Here is a 19,860-nt window from a genome sequence, read left to right as displayed (position 1 = left end):
ACACAACCCGCTACGGGGGAGACTTACCCGAAATCTGATTTATTCAACAAAGCCGGGCTGATGTTGAGTGTGCCCTACAGCGACAACATCCCGGTTGAAGTGGTGAATACCGATGCCTCGCCCGATGAGGCGGTGAAAAGGATCGCCGTTTCGCCTGTCTACAGCAGCAGTGACGTGCTGGCCCGTTATCCGGGGGCTGACATTGTGAATTTCTCCTCCACGCGACATGCGCTGGAGGCGCTGGCGTTTCGTGAAATCGATCTGTTCTTCAGCGATGCGATCACCGCGCGCTATCTGGCGAGTCAGTCCAATTTAAGCAATCTCACTATTCGTCCGGTGGCGGACACGTTCGAGGCGTCGGGATTCTCGTTCGCCGCGATGCCAAAGATGGCGGTCTGGATCGCGATCCTCAACAAGATGCTGACGGCGCTGCCGGAGAACGCGGGCGTGGAGATCCACCGTCGCTGGAGCGGGGGGATCCCGCTCTCCCTGAGCGAAGAGCCACCGCGTTACACCTCGCTCGAACATAAATGGATCAAAGAACATTCCCGGATCCGCGTCGCGGTGGCGCAGGATAACGCCCCCATTGCCTTTTTCAACGAGCGCGGGCAGCTGCGCGGCATCCTGGCGGATCTGCTGACCGCGCTCCGCCTGCGTACCGGGTTTACCTTTGAAATCCGCCGTTATCCCAGCCAGACCACCGCCTTCAGGGCCATTAATCGCGGAGAGGCCGAGCTGATTGCAGGCGTCACGCAGGAGGGGATCTGGCAGGCGGATCTCCTCACCACCCGAACCTGGTTGTATAACTCCTGGGTTATGGTTGGACGCGCGCTTCCGGGGAAGGAGGCGCTTCAGCCCCGCGTGGTGAGCCTGCGCGGTGAAGCGCCAGATGGCTGGCTTGGCCGACAAAATAGCGGCCAGACGGCGAAAGTCGATACCTGGTGGCAGGGGTTTAACAGCGTGGTGAAGGATCAAAACGACATGATGGTGGTGCCGCTGATCATTGCCAACGCCCAGCTCACCCGCAAAGAATTTGCCTCACTGAAAATTCTCGCCAGCATCGATGCCGAACCGTTGCGCTTTGCCTTTGGCGCATCGCGGCAGGCCTGGCCGCTGATCACCATTCTGAATAAAGCGCTGATCAACATCCCGCCGGAAGATCTCCACGCCCTGACGCGCGGCAGCAATACGGGCAATGCGTTTGCCTCTGTGTCGACGTCGGTGCTGTCGATAACGTGGTTGGTGACGTTCACCGCCGCCGGTCTGGCCTTGCTGGCGCTGGTGGCAGGATGGATCTACCGTCGGCGGCGCATCCAACAGGCGCGCATCCGCAAGCTTATTCAGACGCTGCGTGCGGCGAAACAGCGCGCAGAGCGAGCCCGTCGGGGAAAAAGCGCCTTTCTGGCGACCATGAGCCATGAAATTCGCACGCCCGTCAGCGCCATTATCGGCATGCTGGAGCTGGTGATGAAACGTCCCGACCATGCCCCGCAAAACCCGCAGTCGATACGGGTCGCCTGGGACGCGGCGCAATCGCTGTTGCTGCTTATCGGGAATATCCTGGATGTGGAGCGTATTGCGTCCGGCCGTCTGGTGCTTCGCCCGGAGCGCGCCTCGCTTCGAAACCTGATTGAAGGAACGGTGTCGCAGTTTGAGGGGCTGGCGGCGCAGAAATCATTGAAGCTGCTGCTGGAAATGGATACTGCCCTGAAGGGGGACGTATTGATCGATGTGATGCGTTTTCGTCAGATCGTCACCAACCTGCTGGGTAACGCCATTAAATTCACCGACCACGGTCAGGTGATGCTGCGGGCACAGCCGCAATGGCAGAACGGCGAGTTTATGCTGCTGGAACTGACAATAGCAGACACCGGCGAGGGGATTGATGCTGCGACGCAACAGCGTCTGTTCCAGCCTTTTAGTCAGGGTGAGAGCCGTACCCGGGCGCAGGGCAGCGGGCTGGGGCTCTATATCTGTCGCCAGCTTGCGGACATGATGGACGGGGATCTTACACTGATCAGCGTGCCGGGTGAGGGGACAACGGTCACGGTGACGCTCAGGCTGCCCGTCATGGCCGCACTGCCAGAGAAAGAGACTAAAGCTTGTGTGCCACCCGGCAAACGCGCAGCCTTGACCATCATGGTGGTAGACGATAATCCGGTCGGGCGGATGCTACTTACCCAGCAGCTTGAGTGGCTGGGGCATGCTGTCACCCAGCACGACAGCCCGGCAAAGCTGCTTGAGAGCCTGGCAATCCGACAGCCGGACGCGGTGATCACCGACTGCAACATGCCCGAGATGAGTGGCTATGCCCTGTCGCGCATCATCAATGAACATTACCCCAGTGTCACGGTGTTTGGTATGACGGCGGACGCGCGTGAATCCGTGCGGGATGAGGCGCGGGAAGCAGGCATGCGCGACTGTATCTTCAAGCCGGTCACGCTGGTTGCGCTGGAAAATCTGCTTGCCCCTCTGACCCCCTCCGGTAAATCGCCGGTTGCTTCGCCATTTTCCATCACGCTCCCCCCAGCACTGCTGGACGGTGAGCATCTGGCAACGTTTCTGGATTTGCAGATAACCGTGCTGGAGGAGACGCTGGGCGATATTGCACTGTGGCGAAAGGACCCCGGTACACCCTTGAAGGACGCGCTGCACCGACTGCGGGGCGGTATTCAACTGCTCGGTATGACGGCGCTGGAAGCGCGCTGTCTGGAGCAGGAGCAGGCTGCCGACAGCGGCGGCATCCGTCAGCTTGAGGAGGAGATTCAGGCATTAAGGGCCGCATTACAGCGCTGGTGCGAGACGGGACTACAACCGGGCGAGACCGTCCTACAGCAGAATGAGGACGGGCGTACAGCGTAAGCTTCCCGTCCGCCGGGGTACTCTTTTATTCGAGGACGTTCACATATAAAGGAGATATCCCGATGAAAAAACTCGTATCCGCGCTTGCCGTTATTGCTTCTGTTGGTATGTTCACCACCGCCCAGGCGGCAGAAAGCTGCTCTGCCAAAGCCGCGGCACTGGAAAAAGAGATCCGTATCGCCCAGCAGTACGGTAATACCTACAAGGTCAACGGCCTGAAAAAAGCGCTGGCTGAAGTGAAAGCGCACTGCACCCCGGCAAGCGTACAGGCTGACGCGCAAAAAGAGGTGAAGAAGCTGGAGAAGAAACTGGCCGAGAAGCGCGAAGATATTGCCGAGGTTCAGGCCGATCTGCGTGAAGCGAAAGCCAAAGGCGACAGCAAGAAAGTGGCGAAATACCAGCGCAAACTGGCTGAAAAACAGAGCGATCTGAGCAGCATTCAGCAAGAGCTGAGCCGCGCACGCGCCGCGCTTGCCTCCCTGCAGAAATAACGCTTTTTTGTAAAACAGGTGAGGGGGCGTGAGCCTCCTCACCTTTTTGCGCTGCCTGCCATCATGATGCGACTCCATCTTCTCTTTTTTATGCTGCTGTTCGCCATGGCAGAAAGTCGTGCGGTAAGCCAAAAGACGTGGGTGATCCTCAATAACCTCTATAAAGGGGCGATTTCGTTTGAGGTGTCTGCCTCAGGGCCTTGCCTTAGCCAGCCGCTGATGGAGGAGTGGGGCGTACGTGACGCGGTGCTTGCGCGTCTGGTCTGGGATGCCAAAGGGTGCCTGACACCACAGTCTGCAGAGCAGTTTAACCTCAAATACTGGTATCGCCCGCAGGCGCAACTGCTGACGCTTCTGTTCCCGACAGACGCCATTAGCCCGCAGCAGAACGGCGTCAGCACCAGCCGCTGGGATGATGGCATCAACGCGCTGTTTATCAACTACCGTCTGGATGCGGATAACAGCCAGGCGCAGTATGACTGGGAGCGTTCCGGTACTGACGCCACGCTGAGCCTGGACAATGGCCTTAATGTGGGCCCCTGGCGTTTGCGTTATCAAAACACCTTCTGGCGTGAAAAAGAGGGACAACACGGTTCGTACACCAATGCGATGTCGCTCTGGCGCAGCATCACGCCGCTGCGTTCGCGTGTGACGCTGGGCGACAGCAATACCTCTTCAAATATGTTCGACAGCCTGGCGTTTCGCGGTGCGTCACTCGGCAGTGACGAGGCAATGTACCCTGATAGCTGGCGACCCTATTCCCCGTGGATAAACGGCTATGCCCGCACAGAGGCGGAAGTCACCATTCACCAGAACGGGGTACGTGTTTACCGTATTCACGTCCCGCCCGGGCCGTTTACCATTCGCGATTTTTATCCGCCGGACCCGGACGGCAACCTGGAGCTGACGGTGCAGGAGAGCGACGGTACGGAGCGTACCCGCCTGCTGCCTTATTCCAGCATGCCTAATCTGGTGCATCACGGGCTCTTTAGCTACGAACTGGCCGCCGGTCGGTATAAGCCTTTTCACGGTATCGACAGGGACACGGATCGCTTCTGGCAGAGTACGTTCTCGTGGGGAGTTGCCCCGCAGGTCACCGTGTTTGCCGGCCTGCAGCAAGGGGAGCACTATTTCAGCCAGGTCGCGGGTTTTGGCGCTAACCTCGGGCGGTGGGGGGCGTTTTCCGCAGATGTCAGCGCGGCTCGCTATACGCAAGAGGCGGAGACGCTACGGGGCAAGGTGTGGCGTCTGCGCTATGCCAAAGCGTTCTTTACGACCGAAACCAGCCTCACTGCCCAGCTCCAGTGGTATCCACGTAATGAACATTACCGGTCGCTGGAAGAAAAAATCACGCGGGCGGAGCTGCTGAGATATGGCTGGGACGATGACGTCACCCGGCGGGCGCTGCGCGGGCAGCTGGAGCTTAACCAGAATCTTGGCGAGGACGCCAGCCTGAGCCTGTCGTGGCACGGGTTGAAGTCACGTGAACCTGACGCAGGTAGCATGGGGATGACGCTGAGCCTGGATGCGACCTTACAGAACGTGGATGTCAGCCTGTACGGCGGTTATGAACGCTACGGTAAAAACCCGGATGAAACCACCGTGGGTATCAATCTCAGTGTGCCTTTATCCCTTTGGGGGACGACGAGTAATGTCGGCTATATCACCGAGCTCGCCAGCCGGGGGGAAGATAGTCATGGAGTGAATGTGTACGGTTCGGCGTTGAGTGATTACAGCCTGCGTTACGATCTGCAGGCGACGCATACCCTACACCGCAATGATGAGTTGTCTGCGAGCCTGGGCTATCAGTACAACGCGGGCGAGCTGAACCTCAGTATGGTACGCGGGGGAACGCGCCGTGATTATCATGCCGACACCAGCGGAGCATTCTGGTACACGCAGGCGGCGTGACGCTTGGCCAACAGCTCGGCAGCACCGCTGCGCTGGTGGACGTGCCGGACTCCCCGGGCATTGGCTTCTATAACCAGTTTGGCTCCACAACCAATGCCAGAGGCGAGCTGCTGGTGAGTTACTTAACGCCGTGGTGCGTGAACCGCATTACGGCCGATAGCCTGAGCTTGCCGGAAAACACCGCGCTGGATGTGACGGAACTGGAATCAGTGCCGACCGATGGCGCGATTGTTCTGCTGCGTTTTCCCCAACCAGTAACCGATTGAAATTAAAATAAACAGGACAAAAAGCGAGACAAATCCCTACGTAAAATTACCAGGTAAAACGCGTATTCATCCTAATAGTTTGCCCTTTCGGGACTGCTTATGATTCGTCTCACTGACTGTTTTTCAATGGAGTGTAGATGAAGATGAAAGCACTTTTAATCGCCCTGCCTGTGGCGATGATCCCGGCTACCGTTCTGGCGGCAAATACGGAAGAAGGGTATTACGGTTCGGCAAAATACCTGCAGATTGAACAGCGTGCGAAAGAGATGGATACCAGCGCGCGTCCGGGTGTCGGTCAGTTTGTGGGCGGTAAAGAGAAAGAGCATTTTGGCGGCGCGGCGATTGCCGCAGGCTACCAGTTCGGCAACGGCTGGCGTACCGAAGGTGAATACACCTTTAAACAAAAAACGGAGTACACCAGCGGCTCCAGCACATTCGCGAACAGCTTTAACCACCTGCAGACCGAAACTGAACGACTGATGCTGAATGTCTACCGCGATTATGAACTCGGCTACGGTGTCTCTGTTTACGGAACCGCAGGGCTTGGCGTGAGCAAGATCAAAGCGGGCGGCTGGCAGGGTAACGCCGGACGTGAATACGCCTCGACCACCCAAAGCAACCTGACCTACGCGTTAGGAGTGGGCGTAAGCTACACGCCGGTTGAACGTCTGTATGTCGTTCTGGGCTATCGCTATATCGATATGGGCAAGATCGAAAGCGGATATAACAATTTCACTAACGCGCGCGGTTTAAAAGACGAGCAGATGAAAGCGCATATTGTCTCTAACGAATTTACGCTGGGTATGCGTTACGTGTTTTAACCTGTTGTGACCGTCACTGCTTTAAAACAGGGCCAACACCGTGGGAGTGCGGGGTTGGCTTTTTTGGCATTTTGATGCAAGCGATTATGAGTTCCTACCAGAACAACCAAAAATCAATGCATTGTATTATTTATCACTGACATAGATTGCCACTGTTTGCCATCAATTACCCATTATTCGCCATTTCTACCGCCACTTTATCGCCACTCACCGCCAGCGGGTTGAGCTTAACGGCATCCTCTAAATGATCAGGTGCAAAGTGCGCATATCGCATAGTCATTTTGATGTCTGTATGTCCAAGCACCCGCTGCAGGACCAGGATATTCCCACCATTCATCATAAAGTGGCTGGCAAAAGTATGGCGCAGCACGTGGGTCAGTTGCCCGGCGGGTAACTCGATACCTGTCCGCTGCAGTGCAGAGCGGAACGCACCATAGCAATCACTAAACAAACGGCCATTTTTGTTATCAGGCAGAGTGTCATACAGGGCTTTGCTGACAGGAACGGTGCGGTTTTTTCGCCCTTTGGTATTGATATAGGTGATTTTGTACTTCGACAGCTGGCTTTTTTTGAGCCCTTCGGCCTCAGACCAGCGTGCGCCCGTGGCGAGACAAATCCTGACCACGTTTTCCAGATCCGGGTTGTCATGACGCCGACACTCGGCCAGTAACCGGGCGATTTGCTCCTGCGTCAGCCAGGCCATTTCCATCTCTTCCGTGCGGAAAGGGCGCATATTTTTCAGCGGATTTTCGCCTTTCCATTCCCCCAGACGATTCAGCTCGTTGAATACCGCCCGGAAGTAGGCCAGCTCAAGGTTAAGCGTGCGGGGGGAAACTTCTTTTACCCGGGCAGAACGGGCGTATTCACCTTTCAGTCGCTTTTCCCGGTAGCGGGAAAACATCTGCGCGTCGAAATCCCTCGCGAGCGGTTCGCCCATACACTCAAAGGCATGGTGCATCGCCAGCTGGCGTTTAAGACCGTCTTTCAACGTAATGCCGTGAGCGCTATACCAGGCGTCAATCAGCGCTTTTAAGGTGCGGCGGTCCTCTTTTTCTTCCTGCCACGGGTTTTGAACGGTGTACTGTTCAAAGGCCAGCGCTTCGCCTTTGGTGGCGAATTTCTTTCTGATGCGCTTACCCTTTGCCCCGTTGGGGTAGATCTCGCAAAGCCAGCCACCGGCAGGATTTTTACGGACCGCCATCAGTTAACCTCGCTGTAGACACCCACCACACGGCCAATCGTTTTTATCTCGTCGATACCGCATTCAAATGGGATCTTTCCGCCCGCGACGTGGAGTTTTTTACCCGGCAGGAGCGTCAGCTCGCGGATGCTGGTGGTGCCTTCAATCTCAACCAGCCACAGCCCGTCGGTTAACGATGCGTCTTTTTCAACAAAGTGAAGTTTTCCCTCAGCCCGGACGGCGATGCCGCGGGTGAGTTGTTTGCTGAAGAAATGGGAGCCGATACTCAAAGTAGTATTTTCTTCCAGTCGACCATCACTAAGAGTGAATGACGCGACAGATACAGGATCGCCCGGCGCAGGCTGACCTTCAAACTGAGCACCTTGCCCGGTCATCAGCCAGCGCAGGCTGGCGCCCGTATCCAGGGCGCACTGCACGGCGAAGTCATAAGAGATAGTGCCGCGTGCGTAGCGGTTCTGCAGCGAGCTGGCGGCAATATTGAAGTGCCGGGCAAGCTGGATTTTTTGCGTAAAACCATATACCTGACAGATTCTATCGAGCAACTCTTCATTATTCACTTGAGAATCTAAAATCAAAATATATTCCTTTGGGTGTTTACTAATACTCAATTGGGTATTAGTATCATTGCAAATTCGGGCAATCAGCGGCAGACGTTGGCAAACAGAGGCTAAAGATTGCAGTTATTATCAAAATGGGAATCATGCAACATGGCTTCTGAAATCGCAATCATCAAAGTGCCAGCCCCTGTGGTGACGCTGCAGCAATTCGCCGCGCTGGAAGGTGTTTCTGAACGTACTGCCTACCGCTGGACGACCGGTGATAACCCCCGGGTCCCCATTGAGCCGCGCACTATCCGCAAGGGCTGCAAAAAAGCAGGTGGCCCCATCCGTATCTATTATGCGCGCTGGAAAGAGGAGCAGCTACGTAAGGCGTTAGGCCATTCCCGCTTCCAGCTTGTTATCGGTGAATAATTCACGTTGCGGGAAACGAAGCGAGGGGCGATATGGCGATAGAAGCTGCTCAGGCAAGCGTTCCGCTCAGCGTCGGGGCGCGTCTGTCCGGACTTAACCACGTGGCCGAACTGCGCGCCAGATTCTGGGGCGATAGCGAGAAAGAGTTGACGCGGTTTTTTGCAGAGCTGCGTGATAAGCGCGATCCCTGTTTTGAAGAGAACACCCGCGCGCTGGCCGCCATCTTCTTCCTGGCGAAATTACCCGCTACCCGTCATGCGTGCGAGATCGGTGAACTGACGACTGACGAGAAAAGGGCGCTGATTACCGCCATGAACCATTTTCGTGCAGTCGTGAGCTTATTTCCCGAACGGCTGACCATGCCGATGTAACCCCAACCAAACGTAATGGCGTAAACCCGCCGGGCATTCTATTGCCTGAATTTAAGGAGAACGAGTAATGCGAAATAGCGAAAACCGCACGTCCCCGATCGAGGGAGACAAACTGGTACGTCTGCTGGCTCAGGCAAAGACCGAGGAGCGAAGAGCACGTGCGCTCGCGGTTTCACAGCGCCTTGAGGCGCTGGCCAGCCACATTTACAAAACCGGCATGAGCGGTGAAGACGTGGCTGAACTGCTGTGCCACGAAGCGGCCCGTTACGAGCGTGAATCCCAGGAGCTGCACTGATGGCGGATTTTATCGATCTGGTGCAGGAGCGTGAACTGGCAGAACGCGAGCGCCACATTAACAGCGCGCGCCGTCGACCTGTGTCGCCATCGCGTTTGCTCTGCGAAGCGTGCGACGCCCCGATCCCCGAGGCACGCCGTATTGCCGTCCCCGGCGTGGCCATGTGCGTTACCTGCCAGGAAATGACGGAGCTGAAAAACAAACACTATCGGGGAGGATGAATTGGCTATCTCCTGTGCTTATCCGTGGAATGCGCCACGGACGGCCATTGCCAGCCCCTATCTCACACACTCTCAACTGCAGCGTCGCGATCGTCTGTTCGCGGCGCTGCTGCAAGCCAGAAAAGCCCTCTCTTTGCAGCCTGAATGCGTCCGTTCCGAAGTGTGGCGTACGGTTGACGCCATCGAACAGCAGCAGGGCACACCGCGAGCCAATACGTTTCTGATCCGCTTCTGTAAAGGGGTATTACCCCGCCTGCAGCGGGTTGCTGAGCAATATAGCCGGGTCGGCGTGCACGAGAGCGTCTCTGCGACGGTTTTTGATGGCCACTTCGACACGCCGCTGCGGCAATACCTTGCCTCGCGGATGGTTGATATGGTCGTCCGCTTCAACCGCCTTCCGGATATGTCCCGTGCGGATATCGATCTGCTGGGGGCTGACATCGCCCGCTTTATTCGCGCCGAGCTGGCAAATATGGACGATGCCGGCATGGGTGAATATCAAACGCTGTATGCCTGGTATCAGCGCGCCGGTGTCATTACCCGTCAGTTCAACGTGGTTCCTCCCCACTGGGAGCGCGTGTCCAAAACCGTCTTCTGCAAAGAGGACGTTGCCCCGGCGGTGATCCGGATGTTTTCAGAGGCCTGGTGGCGCGGTCGTCTGCGTCGGATGGCGGCCGCCTGGCGGGAGCATCTGCAGATCGCCATCGGTCACGTCAGCAAAAAGAAATCTGCCTATGCGAGCAAACGGTGCATCGCCGAGTGGCGCGAGCAGAAGCGCCGTACGCGTGAGTTCCTGAAGGGACTGGAGCTTGAAGATGAAGAGGGTAACCGTATCAGCCTGATCGAAAAATACGATGGCTCGGTGGCCAACCCCGCAATACGTCGCTGTGAACTGATGACTCGCATTCGCGGGTTTGAAAATATCTGCCATGAGCTGGGCTATGCAGGCGAGTTCTACACCTTAACCGCCCCCGCGAAGTATCACGCGACCGTGCAGGCCGGTTACCGTAACGGCAAGTGGAACGGCGCCAGCCCGGCAGACACGCAACATTATCTCAACCGGCTCTGGGCGCGTATCCGGGCGAAGCTGCACCGGGAAGGGATTCGTATTTTCGGGATCCGGGTTGCTGAACCTCATCACGACGGTACGCCCCACTGGCATATGCTGGTGTTCATGCGGCCGGAGGATACCGGGCGGGTTAGACGCATCATGAATGACTATGCCTGCGAAGAGGATGCCTTCGAGTTACAACGCGACAGGGCGAAAAAAGCCCGTTTTCATGCCGAAGCCATTGACCCGGAGAAGGGCAGCGCTACCGGCTATATCGCCAAATACATCGCGAAGAATATCGATGGCTATGCGCTTGATGGCGAAACTGATGATGAAAATGGCGAGCTGTTGAAAGAGACCGCACCCGCCGTTTCCGCCTGGGCGGCCCGCTGGCACATCCGTCAGTTTCAGTTTATTGGCGGTGCGCCGGTGACGGTCTACCGGGAGTTGCGCCGTCTCGCCGACCGCGAGACGGCGCATGGCCTGAGCGTGGAGTTTGCCGCCGTGCATGACGCAGCGGACGCCGGAGACTGGGCGGGGTATGTGAACGCCCAGGGCGGGCCGTTTGTCCGTCGTGACGATCTGCAGGTACGTACGCTCTACGAATCGAAGGAAGAATATAACCAGTACGGCGAGGAAACCGTCTGTATCCGCGGGGTCTACGATGCGGCCGTTGGGGCCGGGTCACCGGTTTTAACGCGCCTCAAACAGTGGAAGATTGTACCGAAGCGGGCCGTTGACCTTAAGGGCGCCACCGCGCCCTCTTGGAGTTCTGTCAATAACTGTACGGCGGGTGATTTTACTCATCTGCACCGACACCGCGAGTTGCCCCCGCCCTACCTGGATAAGGCCAGTTCAATCCTTGAACGTACCGGGCATTTAAGGCATCAGGTCGCCGGAAGTATGCGCTAATCTCCATCGATATCATGCACATACCGCAAACAGGTCTGATTTTTTGCTTCACTCTTTTTATGATTACGTGATACTGTATGTTTATACAGTTTCTCGTGGTGGAGGTTGTGTGGACAGAGAGTTGAATGAGCAAGTCATGATTGAACGAGTCGAGATGATTGCGCGACTGACGACGGAAGGAACATGTCAGGAGAGAGATCGTGAAATTGCCCTGAATCTTATTGCTGAGATAGCGAGAGGGAATTTAATCAAAAACAACGCGTTTACCGTTGTTTTCTCGGCATCGCCTGTTCCAGAACGAATCAAAAAAGAAGGCAATGTGCGGGTCAATATTACCCTGGATAAAGATCAGCACATTGGCCCTTCCGTCGTGGAGGCCTTCCAGTGCGAACTCACCCGCAGAATAAGGCCTCTGTTCCCGTCAACGCGGGTGACGGTGAAAGAAGGCTCCATGACGGGCGTCGAGTTGCTGGGCATCAACGGCGAGGCCGAGCGCGAAGCGTTAGACAACATTCTTCGGGAAGTCTGGGAAGACGAGAGCTGGCGCTAGCGTCTGCCTTTTCCCGGGCAACAACCTTCATTCATATTTGAGCCGCGTTCTGTCGTACGCGGACAGCCTGTTGTGTCCGCGATTGTCCATCCGCCTGCGGTAGCGGAAAGGGCGCTGGCTCTGGAAACTCTACAGTACCTGGAAATCCGGATGTTGGAGCGTCTGATGAAGATCTATGCAATGCAGGGGGATACGCTTGATGCCATCTGTGCCCGTTATTACGGGCGCACGGCAGGCGTAGTCGAACCCGTTCTGAAAGCCAATCCTGGCCTTGCTGAGTATGGCGTTGTCTTACCCCATGGTACGGCAGTAGACATGCCAGAGGTCGATAGCGCACCCAGAAAAGAATCCGTGAACCTATGGGACTGAGTCTGGAGAAAGTCACCACGTTTATTGCCTACTGGCTGGCCGTGGCGCTGGCCTGGTTCGGGGCGATGTCTCCTGAAAAAGTGGCGCTGTACGTGGGAAGCCTCTGCGCCATTTTTACGGCGCTGACGAATTACTGGTTTAAGCGAAAAACCTGGCGCTATCTCAAATCTCTGGGCCTCGATAAGAAGAGTATTCGTGAACTCAATCATTAAGCGTTGCAGCGTCGCCAGCGTCCTTGCCCTGGCGGTGCTCATGCCTGACTTTCGATTACTGCACACCTCGCCTGAAGGGCTGGCGTTAATTGCCAATCTCGAAGGCTGCCGTCTTTCGCCCTACCGCTGTAGCGCGGGCGTATGGACGTCAGGCATTGGCCATACGGCAGGCGTTGTACCGACGCAGGCGATCACCGAGCGTGACGCGGCGGCGAACCTGATCGCCGACGTTCTGAAGGTTGAGAAACGGCTTGCCGCATGCGCGCCGGTGGAGATGCCACCCCGGGTCTATGACGCGCTGGTCAGTTTTGCCTTTAACGTGGGAACCGGTGCCGCCTGCCGTTCGACGCTGGTAGCGTTTATTCATCACAAGCAGTGGCCGCAGGCCTGCGATCAGTTGACCCGCTGGGTGTATGTCAACGGGAAGAAGAACGCCGGGCTTGAAAACCGTCGGGCCCGTGAAAAGGCCTGGTGCATGAAGGGGGCGGGATGAGAACTCTCCTGCTGATGCTGGCTGTGCTGATGGCCATTACCCTGTGGTTTCGTCATGACAATCTGAACCTGTCCCGCTCCTTTGCCAAAGCCAACCAGATCGCCACTGAACAAAAAAACACGATTCGCGCGCTGAACCATCAGCTGGCCGTATCGCAACGGATGGCCAGAGAAAATGAAAACGCGCAGGTCAGGCTCCGCGATGCGCTTGCCGTTACCGCTGAGGAGATGGCAAGGCGCGAAGCGGCTATCGGGAGATTGATGAATGAAAATGAAGCACTACGCCGCTGGTATCACGCTCAGCTGCCTGATGTTGTCCGCAGGTTGCACACCCGCGCCGCCTGCGCCTCCGCCGCACATTGTTTAAAACGCTTGCCCAAAGGTGAGCGCCTGCCCGATGCCGGCAAGTGAGCCTGTCACTAACGGCGATCTGAGCGCCGATATTCGCAGGCTTGAGCATGCCCTTATCGCCTGCGCCTTGCAGGTTGAAACCATTAAAGACTGTCAGGATAATCTCGATGCACAAACTCAAGAGCCTGCGTCAGGCATTAATTGACGCTGTACCACAACTGCGCGCAAACCCGGAGCGCTTACGGATGACCATCGGGAGCGGTAACATCGATGCGCGTCTGGCGGCCTCGCTCTCGTTCGAAAAACAATATGAGCTGAAGGCGAACGTCAGCGGTTTTTCCGGTGACAGCGAGGGGATTTTCGTCCCGGTGCTGGCCTGGCTTCGGGAAAACCAGCCGGATATTTTTACCCTCGATGAGGGGCGTAAAAAGGGGTATCTCTTTCAGGTTGTCTTCAATGACGATGAAACCTCAGATATCAGCTTCAGCCTGCAGTTAACCGAGCGGATTCTGGTGTCTGAGAATGAAGGGACCTTGCTTGCCACCTATTCTCCGGAGCCGCCGCTGCCGGAACCCGTCACGCGTCCGATGGAGCTATACGTCAACGGTGAACTGGTCAGCCGGTGGGAGGCCTGACGTAACCACGCGGATGGCCAGCCCACAGCCCTGTCGGCTGGCCATACTTGTTGTTTCATCCCGCATAAAACCCCGCCTCGTTGCTGCCGATCGCCCTGAGCGGCATTCTCTTCTTATGAATACGCTAACTTCCATGCACGGCATCGCTCGCGCGATCCGCAATCTTATTCGTCTCGGTGTTGTGACCGATGTCGACCTCAAACGAGGGCTCTGCCGCGTCCAGTCCGGGGGGATGAAAACCACCTGGCTGAACTGGCTGACCTGCCGCGCAGGCCGCTCGCGCGTCTGGTGGGCACCGTCCGAGGGTGAACAGGTCTTGCTGCTGGCTATCGGCGGTGAGCTGGATACCGCCTTCGTGTTGCCAGGCATTTTTTCTGACGACCATCCGGCGCCGTCTGAGTCGCCTGACGCGCTCCACGTCTCGTTTCCTGATGGGGCGGTTATCGAGTATGAGCCCGGCAACGGTGCGCTAACCGCGATCGGCATCAAAACGGCAACCATCACCGCATCGGAATCGCTGACCGCGACCGTTCCGGTTGTACAGGTGAAAGCAGAGACCCGTATCACGCTGGATACGCCTGAAGTGGTGTGTACCAACAAGTTAATTACCGCCTCTCTGGAGGTGCAGAAGGGCGGGGTGATGGCCGGAAATATTGAACATTCCGGCGGTAAATTCACCTCGAATGGAGTGCAGGTGGACAACCATGCCCACGGCAGTGTGCAAAGCGGCGGAAGCTGGACTAAGGGGACGCAATGACGGTGCGCTACACGGGAATGAACAGTCAGACCGGGCTCAGCATTTCAGAGGCGGAACACATCAGGCAAAGCGTGCGCGACATTCTGGTTACGCCAGTTGGCTCACGTGTTATGCGCCGGGAGTACGGCTCCTTGCTGGCGGCGATGATCGACAGGCCCCAGAGTCCGGCGCTGCGCCTGCAGATTATGGCCGCATGTTATTCCGCGATCCAGAAATGGGAACCGCGGATCAGCCTGACGGCGATTGCTTTCGAACGGTCGGAGAGTGACGGGACGCTGTATGTCGATATCACTGGCACGCGACCCTCTTCCGATCGCTCCTTTTCTCTCACCATTTCACTGAGTTAAACGCTATGGCTATTGTTGATCTGAGCCAGCTCGCCGCGCCTGATGTCGTGGAGGAGGTGGATTATGAAACGCTGCTGGCAGCACGAAAGGCCACCTTTGTCTCACTCTTTCCTGAGGCGGAGCAAGAGGCTATCGCACGCACGCTGACCTTAGAGTCAGAGCCGATTGTGAAGCTGCTGCAGGAAAACGCGTATCGGGAAGTTATCTGGCGCCAGCGCGTCAACGAGGCCGCGCGAGCGGTCATGCTGGCCTACGCCACTGGCAGCGATCTCGACCAGATTGGGGCAAACGCTAACCTTCAGCGTCTGGTGATTACGCCTGCCGACGACACGACCTTCCCGCCCACGCCGGCTGTGATGGAGTCTGATACTGACTTTCGTCTGCGTATCCAGCAGGCGCCGGAAGGGCTGAGCGTGGCCGGTTCGACAGGCGCTTATCAGTTCCATGGCCGCAGCGCGGATGGCCGGGTGGCGGATATTTCCGTGATCAGCCCCCAGCCCGCGAACGTCACCGTTTCCGTGCTCTCACGGGAGAATAACGGCGTGGCGTCTGAAGAGCTGCTTACCCGTGTTCGCAATGCGCTGAACGATGAGGACGTCAGGCCAGTCGCCGATCGCGTGACCGTCCAGTCGGCCAAAATTGTCGACTACACCATTGCGGCCTCGCTGTTCCTCTTCCCCGGCCCGGAAAGCGAACCGGTGCTTAACGCGGCCAGAGCCCGGCTGCAGGCCTATATCACGGCGCAGCATCGGCTGGGACGCGATATTCGCAAGTCTGCCATTTACGCCGCTCTTCACGTTGAAGGGGTGCAGCGCGTGGAACTGACCGCCCCGGCAGCCGATATCGTGCTCGATGAAACTCAGGCCTCATGGTGCAGCCACTACAGCGTAACCGTGGGGGGGAGCGATGAGTGATACCCGTCTTTTACCGGTTGGATCGTCGCCTCTTGAGGTGGCGGCCGCGCGCGCCTGCGCGGAGATAGAAAAAACGCCGGTACCGCTGCGCCATCTCTGGAGCGCGGATACCTGCCCGGCGAATTTACTGCCGTGGCTGGCGTGGGCATTTTCGGTCGATCGCTGGGACGAGAACTGGCCGGAGGCCACCAAACGGGACGTGATCCGCGCGGCGTGGTTTATCCATGCCCACAAGGGAACCATCGGCGCCGTGCGCCGCGTCGTGGAGCCGCTTGGTTATCTGATTAACGTCACCGAGTGGTGGCAAACCAACGACCCGCCCGGCACCTTCCGCCTTGATATCGGCGTGTTAGACACCGGTATCACCGAGGAAATGTATTACGAGATGGAAAGGCTTATCGCTGATGCGAAGCCTGCCAGCCGCCACCTTATCGGCCTGAATATCATCCAGGACATTCCGGGTTATCTCTTTACCGGTGCCCTGAGCTATGACGGCGACATCATTACGGTTTACCCCGGATAAGTGAGAGCATAATGACAGTGAAATTTAAAACGGTTATCACCAAAGCCGGTGCAGAAAAACTGGCTGCAGCAACCGTCCCGAACGCGAAGAAAGTGAACTTCACCGCAATGGCGGTCGGCGACGGCGGCGGTGCGTTGCCCGTTCCGGATGCCAGCCAGACAAAGCTGGTGAAGGAAGTCTGGCGCCACGCGCTGAATAAAATCAGCCAGGACAAGAAGAACAAAAACTACGTTGTGGCGGAGCTGCTGATCCCGCCTGAGGTGGGCGGTTTCTGGATGCGTGAGATGGGTCTTTATGACGATACCGGAACGCTGATTGCCGTCGGGAATATGGCTGAAAGCTATAAGCCCGCGCTGGCAGAGGGGTCAGGACGCGCGCAGACGCTTCGCATGGTTATTATGGTGAGCGATATTTCCTCCGTCGAGTTGACGATTGACACCTCAACGGTGATGGCCACGCAGGAATACGTCGACGGGAAGCTGACGGAGCATGAGCAGTCCCGCCGCCATCCGGACGCCACGCTGACCGCAAAGGGGTTCACCCAGTTAAGCAGCGCCACCGACAGCGCGTCTGAGGTGCTTGCCGCAACGCCGAAAGCGGTAAAGGCAGCGTACGATCTGGCGAACGGGAAATATACCGCAGCGGATGCAACCACGGCGCGTAAGGGGATCGTTCAGCTGAGTAGCGCCACTGACAGTGTCTCTGAGGTGCTGGCGGCAACGCCGAAGGCAGTGAAGGCGGCGTATGATCTGGCGAACGCCAAGTACACCGCGGTAGATGCCACTACGGCGCGTAAGGGGCTTGTCCAGCTCAGCAGTGCGATTGACAGTGTGTCGGAGGTGCTGGCAGCGACGCCGAAGGCGGTTAAATCCGCAAACGACAACGCTACTGCAGCCAATATAAATGCCAGTGAGCGAGTCAGTAAAGCCGGTGACAGTATGACCGGAACATTAAATCAGGACGCTGTAGCACAGGCCACCTACAACTTAACGGCACTTTCCAACGCCACGACAGGCACTAAAAATTATCTGCGTAAAATGCGCGGCGGAGCGACGGACACTATCTGGCATGAAACCGTTCAGGGGGGCGAATACCGTCTGGCGACAGGCAGTACCGATTCGCAGGAGGAGCTGGCAATTAGCGCGAGTACAGGCCTGAGAGTGCGGGGGAATATTACTTCGCAACTTGGCGGATTTTATTCGGGAAACACGAAAAAGCTTGCCTTTGTTTCAGCCAACACCTCTGACAAGAATGCAAACTGGCGCCTTTGGGGGAATGTAGACCGGCCAACTGTCGTTGAACTGGGGGACGATACAGGCTATCACTTTTACTCTCAGCGAAATAAAGATGGCTCGCTATTGCTTCAGGCAAACGGCGCCGGACAATTTAGCGGTTATTTGCGTTCAAACGGAGAAGTACAATCCATTTCCGCAAATAGTTATCGGATTGCATATGGAAACTACGGGTGTTTCTGGCGCAACGACGGTAATAATCTTTATCTGATGCTGACGAATAAGGGCGATGCTTACGGAAACTACAATTCATTGCGTCCATTACGGGTTAGCCTGGAAACCGGGGCATTACAATCTGAGACACCATTTACTGTAGGCAACACCATTTTCGCCACTAAGGAAATTACAGCGGGTTATGCCGGTGCACTTGCATGGGCAGAACAGTACAAAACAAAAGCAGCTTTTTTTAACTCATATTCGACAACCGGTGCGAGTGAATACCATCCAGCTTTAAAACAACAGGCAAGCATCGCCGGTGTCAATTCATGGGCTTTTTCAATGGGGTCTCTTGTCGCTGATACCGCTCTTTCGTGGCATTTGCACATGAAAGGCAGTGGCGGTCAGGATGTCAATTATAAATGGGATACCAGTGGTAATTTTAGCGCGCCAGGCCAGCTCATTCCCGGAAGTTTTGCTAATTTCGACGCCCGTTATTACACAAAAGCGCAAAGCGATGCGGGGTATATGGCGAAAACCGGGGCCTATACCAAAGCAGAGAGCGACGGAAGATATCAGCCTAAAGGAAATTACACCCCAGCAGGTCAGGCATATACCAAATCCGAAAGTGATGCTCGTTATCAGACTAAAGGTAACTATGTTACGGCGGTCCGCCTGGGAGCATCAAAAGACGTATCAAATGGTAGCGGTAGCCTGGCAGATCAATCAGGGTACGTTGTAACGATGGGGGGAGATTTCGGGTCAAACGATGGCTATTACCGTTTGCGTCCCATCCAGTATCTCGTTAATAGCTCATGGGTAAACGCTGTTTCAGCCTGATTAGGATATATGTATGCTTATCTATAAAAATTTCATTCCGTATATTCCAGAGAGTGGTGAAAAAAAAGAACTTGCTGATATGGGATATGAATTCCTTCAGGATAACGAAGGAAATGACTGGTACGAAGTTCAAGACAACTTTTCTGAGGGTACGCTGAAAATAGCTTACTTCCCTGATGGAAAAATTGATTCTGTATCCTTCGATGTTTCTGCTTTAGTACCGCGTGGCCTGTCTGTCGCAGAAATCCAGCCGGATGATATTCCGTCTGAATTCTCAAATTCAGGGCAGTGGTTATTCAATGGTAATACGATAGAACTTTACCATTATACGAAAGAAGAGCTTATAGCGAATGCTGAAGAGCAAAAACACTCGCTCATGTCTGCAGCTGCAGAAGTAATAGCACCACTGCAGGATGCCGTTGATTTATCGATGGCAACTGATACGGAAAGCGCTTGCTTACAGGAGTGGAAAAAATACAGAGTTCTCCTCAACCGTGTTGATACCAGCAAAGCGCCAGATATTCAATGGCCAGAACGCCCGGCCTGACCCCAAGCCCTCCTCCCGGAGGGCTTTTCGTTTGTTGTGTAATCCTTTCCCCAACCCCAATACGTCGCATCCATCGCGCGCTCCACAGAAAATACCCTCACCACTAAACCACGGAGTTAAACGGATGGGCGACTATCACCACGGCGTGGAAGTCATCGAAATCAACGATGGCACACGCACCATTTCCACCGTCTCGACGGCAATCATCGGTATGGTCTGTACGGCCAGCGATGCTGACGAACAGACATTCCCTCTTAACGAGCCAGTGCTCATTACCAATGTACAATCCGCGATTGCGAAAGCCGGGAAAACAGGCACGCTGTCCGCTTCCCTTCAGGCGATTGCCGATCAGTGCAAACCGGTTGTCGTTGTTGTTCGCGTGGCCGAAGGTGTCGATAACCCGGAAGACCCGGAAGCCGCACAGAAAGAAACCATTTCTAACATCATTGGGACTTTGTTGAATAAATCGAACTTTTGCTGAGTTGAAGGATCAGATCACGCA

At 56.1% G+C, this 19,860-nt stretch carries 21 protein-coding genes and 4 pseudogenes; 23 read left to right on the top strand and 2 right to left on the bottom strand.

The features are described 5' to 3' along the window. The 4 genes and pseudogenes from HX884_RS20210 to HX884_RS20195 form a co-directional block, all read left to right on the top strand. Positions 1 to 2,862, top strand: a 2,862-nt coding sequence (locus HX884_RS20210) for an ATP-binding protein (RefSeq protein ID WP_178328695.1), incomplete at its 5' end; no start/stop codon positions are given. Positions 2,863 to 2,924: 62 nt separating this feature from the next. Continuing rightward, positions 2,925 to 3,353: a DUF1090 domain-containing protein gene (locus HX884_RS20205; RefSeq protein ID WP_014833354.1), complete on the top strand. Its 429-nt coding sequence runs from the start codon at positions 2,925 to 2,927 to the stop codon at positions 3,351 to 3,353. A gap of 63 nt (positions 3,354 to 3,416) precedes the next feature. After that, positions 3,417 to 5,530: pseudogene (locus HX884_RS20200) on the top strand (fimbria/pilus outer membrane usher protein). A 137-nt stretch (positions 5,531 to 5,667) separates the two neighbouring features. Continuing rightward, on the top strand, positions 5,668 to 6,351 hold the full coding sequence (locus tag HX884_RS20195; RefSeq protein ID WP_178328694.1) for an outer membrane protein: 684 nt from the start codon (positions 5,668 to 5,670) through the stop codon (positions 6,349 to 6,351). Between the two features lie 166 nt (positions 6,352 to 6,517). On the opposite strand, the gene HX884_RS20190 is transcribed toward HX884_RS20195, so the two are convergent. Beyond that, the gene (locus tag HX884_RS20190; protein WP_178328693.1) at positions 6,518 to 7,552 is read right to left on the bottom strand and encodes a tyrosine-type recombinase/integrase; all 1,035 of its coding nucleotides are present in this window, start codon (positions 7,550 to 7,552) and stop codon (positions 6,518 to 6,520) included. After that, entirely contained in the window at positions 7,552 to 8,127 is a 576-nt protein-coding gene (locus HX884_RS20185) for a phage repressor protein CI (RefSeq protein WP_102752650.1), read from the bottom strand. Before HX884_RS20185 ends, HX884_RS20190 begins: the two co-directional genes overlap by 1 nt. A gap of 132 nt (positions 8,128 to 8,259) precedes the next feature. Here HX884_RS20185 and HX884_RS20180 point away from each other — a divergent pair, with 132 nt between their 5' ends. The 19 genes and pseudogenes from HX884_RS20180 to HX884_RS20090 all read left to right on the top strand — a co-directional run. Beyond that, positions 8,260 to 8,523 carry a hypothetical protein gene (locus HX884_RS20180; RefSeq protein ID WP_014833350.1) on the top strand — a complete coding sequence of 88 codons (264 nt, stop codon included), beginning with the start codon at positions 8,260 to 8,262 and terminating at the stop codon, positions 8,521 to 8,523. A gap of 32 nt (positions 8,524 to 8,555) precedes the next feature. Further along, positions 8,556 to 8,894 (top strand): DUF5347 domain-containing protein, encoded by a 339-nt coding sequence (locus HX884_RS20175; protein WP_023619964.1) that lies wholly within the window; start codon positions 8,556 to 8,558, stop codon positions 8,892 to 8,894. Positions 8,895 to 8,961: 67 nt separating this feature from the next. Then, a complete protein-coding gene (locus HX884_RS20170; RefSeq protein WP_038420649.1) occupies positions 8,962 to 9,189 on the top strand; it encodes a DUF2732 family protein in 228 nt (75 codons plus the stop codon). Continuing rightward, on the top strand, positions 9,189 to 9,410 hold the full coding sequence (locus HX884_RS20165; protein WP_023619962.1) for a TraR/DksA family transcriptional regulator: 222 nt from the start codon (positions 9,189 to 9,191) through the stop codon (positions 9,408 to 9,410). The genes HX884_RS20170 and HX884_RS20165 overlap by 1 nt, the downstream gene beginning before the upstream one ends. A 1-nt stretch (position 9,411) precedes the next feature. Continuing rightward, positions 9,412 to 11,373 carry a replication endonuclease gene (locus HX884_RS20160; RefSeq protein ID WP_178328692.1) on the top strand — a complete coding sequence of 654 codons (1,962 nt, stop codon included), beginning with the start codon at positions 9,412 to 9,414 and terminating at the stop codon, positions 11,371 to 11,373. Between the two features lie 109 nt (positions 11,374 to 11,482). Next, positions 11,483 to 11,923: a DinI-like family protein gene (locus tag HX884_RS20155; RefSeq protein ID WP_023619960.1), complete on the top strand. Its 441-nt coding sequence runs from the start codon at positions 11,483 to 11,485 to the stop codon at positions 11,921 to 11,923. 165 nt (positions 11,924 to 12,088) lie between these two features. Next, positions 12,089 to 12,292: a tail protein X gene (locus tag HX884_RS20150; protein ID WP_028027926.1), complete on the top strand. Its 204-nt coding sequence runs from the start codon at positions 12,089 to 12,091 to the stop codon at positions 12,290 to 12,292. Continuing rightward, positions 12,283 to 12,504, top strand: coding sequence for an HP1 family phage holin (locus tag HX884_RS20145; RefSeq protein WP_020689436.1), 222 nt, complete (start codon positions 12,283 to 12,285; stop codon positions 12,502 to 12,504). The genes HX884_RS20150 and HX884_RS20145 overlap by 10 nt, the downstream gene beginning before the upstream one ends. Next, positions 12,488 to 12,997 (top strand): lysozyme, encoded by a 510-nt coding sequence (locus HX884_RS20140; protein ID WP_178328691.1) that lies wholly within the window; start codon positions 12,488 to 12,490, stop codon positions 12,995 to 12,997. Before HX884_RS20145 ends, HX884_RS20140 begins: the two co-directional genes overlap by 17 nt. Then, positions 12,994 to 13,341 (top strand): annotated as a pseudogene (gene lysB / locus HX884_RS20135) (Rz-like lysis system protein LysB); the annotation flags it as partial. The gene HX884_RS20140 and the pseudogene lysB, both read left to right, overlap by 4 nt. Next, a pseudogene (lysC, locus tag HX884_RS27025) lies at positions 13,262 to 13,552 on the top strand (Rz1-like lysis system protein LysC). The pseudogenes lysB and lysC, both read left to right, overlap by 80 nt. Then, on the top strand, positions 13,515 to 13,982 hold the full coding sequence (locus HX884_RS20125; protein WP_102752654.1) for a phage tail protein: 468 nt from the start codon (positions 13,515 to 13,517) through the stop codon (positions 13,980 to 13,982). Before lysC ends, HX884_RS20125 begins: the two are co-directional and overlap by 38 nt. 115 nt (positions 13,983 to 14,097) lie before the next feature. After that, the gene (locus HX884_RS20120) at positions 14,098 to 14,739 is read left to right on the top strand and encodes a phage baseplate assembly protein V (RefSeq protein ID WP_178328688.1); all 642 of its coding nucleotides are present in this window, start codon (positions 14,098 to 14,100) and stop codon (positions 14,737 to 14,739) included. Continuing rightward, the gene (locus HX884_RS20115; RefSeq protein WP_020689441.1) at positions 14,736 to 15,086 is read left to right on the top strand and encodes a GPW/gp25 family protein; all 351 of its coding nucleotides are present in this window, start codon (positions 14,736 to 14,738) and stop codon (positions 15,084 to 15,086) included. Before HX884_RS20120 ends, HX884_RS20115 begins: the two co-directional genes overlap by 4 nt. 5 nt (positions 15,087 to 15,091) lie before the next feature. Continuing rightward, on the top strand, positions 15,092 to 16,000 hold the full coding sequence (locus tag HX884_RS20110) for a baseplate assembly protein (protein WP_040021835.1): 909 nt from the start codon (positions 15,092 to 15,094) through the stop codon (positions 15,998 to 16,000). Continuing rightward, positions 15,993 to 16,523, top strand: coding sequence for a phage tail protein I (locus tag HX884_RS20105; protein WP_020689443.1), 531 nt, complete (start codon positions 15,993 to 15,995; stop codon positions 16,521 to 16,523). The genes HX884_RS20110 and HX884_RS20105 overlap by 8 nt, the downstream gene beginning before the upstream one ends. A gap of 11 nt (positions 16,524 to 16,534) precedes the next feature. Beyond that, entirely contained in the window at positions 16,535 to 18,811 is a 2,277-nt protein-coding gene (locus tag HX884_RS27310; RefSeq protein WP_256737178.1) for a phage tail protein, read from the top strand. Between the two features lie 13 nt (positions 18,812 to 18,824). Further along, positions 18,825 to 19,358 carry a tail fiber assembly protein gene (locus HX884_RS20095; RefSeq protein WP_178328687.1) on the top strand — a complete coding sequence of 178 codons (534 nt, stop codon included), beginning with the start codon at positions 18,825 to 18,827 and terminating at the stop codon, positions 19,356 to 19,358. A 124-nt stretch (positions 19,359 to 19,482) separates the two neighbouring features. Continuing rightward, positions 19,483 to 19,812: pseudogene (locus HX884_RS20090) on the top strand (phage tail protein); the annotation flags it as partial. Positions 19,813 to 19,860: the final 48 nt, after the last annotated feature.

This window comes from Enterobacter sp. SECR19-1250 (assembly GCF_013391025.1).
Classification (GTDB): domain Bacteria; phylum Pseudomonadota; class Gammaproteobacteria; order Enterobacterales; family Enterobacteriaceae; genus Enterobacter; species Enterobacter cloacae.
Note: the sequence above shows the minus strand (reverse complement) of the source record. Positions and strands in the feature narration are given on the sequence as shown.

Excerpts from the sequence above, each read along its gene's own strand:
- HX884_RS20125 (WP_102752654.1), top strand. The coding sequence starts at position 13,515 with ATGCACAAACTCAAGAGCCTGCGTCAGGCATTAATTGACGCTGTACCA.
- HX884_RS20115 (WP_020689441.1), top strand. The coding sequence starts at position 14,736 with ATGACGGTGCGCTACACGGGAATGAACAGTCAGACCGGGCTCAGCATT.
- HX884_RS20095 (WP_178328687.1), top strand. The coding sequence starts at position 18,825 with ATGCTTATCTATAAAAATTTCATTCCGTATATTCCAGAGAGTGGTGAA.
- HX884_RS20110 (WP_040021835.1), top strand. The coding sequence starts at position 15,092 with ATGGCTATTGTTGATCTGAGCCAGCTCGCCGCGCCTGATGTCGTGGAG.
- HX884_RS20165 (WP_023619962.1), top strand. The coding sequence starts at position 9,189 with ATGGCGGATTTTATCGATCTGGTGCAGGAGCGTGAACTGGCAGAACGC.
- HX884_RS27310 (WP_256737178.1), top strand. The coding sequence starts at position 16,535 with ATGACAGTGAAATTTAAAACGGTTATCACCAAAGCCGGTGCAGAAAAA.
- HX884_RS20105 (WP_020689443.1), top strand. The coding sequence starts at position 15,993 with ATGAGTGATACCCGTCTTTTACCGGTTGGATCGTCGCCTCTTGAGGTG.
- HX884_RS20195 (WP_178328694.1), top strand. The coding sequence starts at position 5,668 with ATGAAGATGAAAGCACTTTTAATCGCCCTGCCTGTGGCGATGATCCCG.
- HX884_RS20190 (WP_178328693.1), bottom strand. The coding sequence starts at position 7,552 with ATGGCGGTCCGTAAAAATCCTGCCGGTGGCTGGCTTTGCGAGATCTAC.
- HX884_RS20175 (WP_023619964.1), top strand. The coding sequence starts at position 8,556 with ATGGCGATAGAAGCTGCTCAGGCAAGCGTTCCGCTCAGCGTCGGGGCG.
- HX884_RS20170 (WP_038420649.1), top strand. The coding sequence starts at position 8,962 with ATGCGAAATAGCGAAAACCGCACGTCCCCGATCGAGGGAGACAAACTG.
- HX884_RS20145 (WP_020689436.1), top strand. The coding sequence starts at position 12,283 with ATGGGACTGAGTCTGGAGAAAGTCACCACGTTTATTGCCTACTGGCTG.
- HX884_RS20180 (WP_014833350.1), top strand. The coding sequence starts at position 8,260 with ATGGCTTCTGAAATCGCAATCATCAAAGTGCCAGCCCCTGTGGTGACG.
- HX884_RS20120 (WP_178328688.1), top strand. The coding sequence starts at position 14,098 with ATGAATACGCTAACTTCCATGCACGGCATCGCTCGCGCGATCCGCAAT.
- HX884_RS20150 (WP_028027926.1), top strand. The coding sequence starts at position 12,089 with ATGAAGATCTATGCAATGCAGGGGGATACGCTTGATGCCATCTGTGCC.
- HX884_RS20205 (WP_014833354.1), top strand. The coding sequence starts at position 2,925 with ATGAAAAAACTCGTATCCGCGCTTGCCGTTATTGCTTCTGTTGGTATG.